This is a genomic window from Stenotrophomonas pictorum JCM 9942, assembly GCF_001310775.1.
GTDB lineage: Bacteria > Pseudomonadota > Gammaproteobacteria > Xanthomonadales > Xanthomonadaceae > Stenotrophomonas > Stenotrophomonas pictorum.
This window is the reverse complement of the sequence record NZ_BAZI01000622.1, coordinates 1-1,092: the sequence shown is the minus strand read 5'-3', so window position 1 is coordinate 1,092 and position 1,092 is coordinate 1. Positions and strand designations below refer to the sequence as shown.

Annotated in this window: 1 protein-coding gene and 2 pseudogenes; 1 reads left to right on the top strand and 2 read right to left on the bottom strand. The window is 66.7% G+C overall.

Going from position 1 to position 1,092, the window contains the following annotated elements; translation table 11 throughout:
- Both JCM9942_RS16590 and JCM9942_RS16585 read right to left on the bottom strand, forming a co-directional pair.
- Positions 1 to 365: bestrophin family protein (locus JCM9942_RS16590; RefSeq protein WP_218185522.1), on the bottom strand; the 365-nt coding region annotated here is incomplete at its 3' end.
- Between the two features lie 97 nt (positions 366 to 462).
- A pseudogene (locus JCM9942_RS16585) lies at positions 463 to 702 on the bottom strand (hypothetical protein); the annotation flags it as partial.
- A 153-nt stretch (positions 703 to 855) separates the two neighbouring features.
- Between JCM9942_RS16585 and JCM9942_RS16580 the strand changes: the two are divergent.
- Positions 856 to 1,092: pseudogene (locus JCM9942_RS16580) on the top strand (hypothetical protein); the annotation flags it as partial.

Sequence of the window (1,092 nt, the reverse complement as noted above, 5' to 3'; positions counted from 1 at the left end):
AAGGCGATCAGCAGATGGGAGGCACGCGTGCGCAGCGCCGGCTCACCGGGCAGCAGCGCCGCAGCCGCGCGGGCAACACTGCGTGCCTCGATCAGCAGCTGGCCCCACAGCTTGCGCCCTTCCCACCATCGGTCATGGCAGGCGCTGTTGCGAAAGCTCAGGAAGATCGACAGCACCAGACCCAGCAGGGTGAAGGGCACCACCGTCACCCCGTCGCGACCAAACGGGTGCCAGTAGCGTTCGAACGCCGCCACGGCCACCGCCAGCACACCGATCGCCAGCACCTTGGGCGCGATGGCCGGCACGATGGAACCGCGCAGGATGTACAGCAGCTGCCAGCCAGTGGGACGGGGGCGGATGATCATCGGGAAGCAATCACGCCGGGCAAAGGCCCGGTCAACGCGGGCATTTTACGCCCGCTGCCCGCCCCCGGCCGGGCCACCCTCTTCCCGGTTCAGATGAACCACCCCCGATGCTCAGGCGGATCACCCCGACCACGATCACGATGCCATTGAGCAGCAGGCCGGTTTTGGCCCGGCCCCGCTTGCTGGCATGGGTGAACAGCAGCCCGATCGCGGCGATGACCGCGCCCACCGCAGCGAACGGAATCAGAAACCAGTTGCCCCACCCCAGCAGCGGGATGAACGCCAGTACCATCCACAGCAACGCCACGATGCCCCAGACCAGGCTGATCAGCCCCATGTTGTTTCCTCCGCTTGTTGCAGCCTGCACCATAGCCGGTAAACCGGCTCGAAAACGCCCCTGTGCGGAAAGTCGCGGGTCCTGTGGAATTCGCGGCTGATTCAGCAACTGCCGGGGATCATCCGCAAACAACGATCATCGGGGAGTGAAACCATGAAATTCCCGCTTGTCATCGCTTTGGGCGTGGTCTTGGCCACCGGCGGTTGCGCCAGCACCTCCAAGGTCATGCTCGGCCAGGCCCGCGCCCCGGTGGACCCGGCCAGCGTGCAGATCTATTCCACGCCGCCGCCGGGCTCGGTGGAAATCGCCCAGCTGGAAGCCTCCAGCGCGGTCGGCTTCGGCACCCAGGGCCAGACCGATGCCGCCGTCGCCCGACTCAAGCGCGAAGCG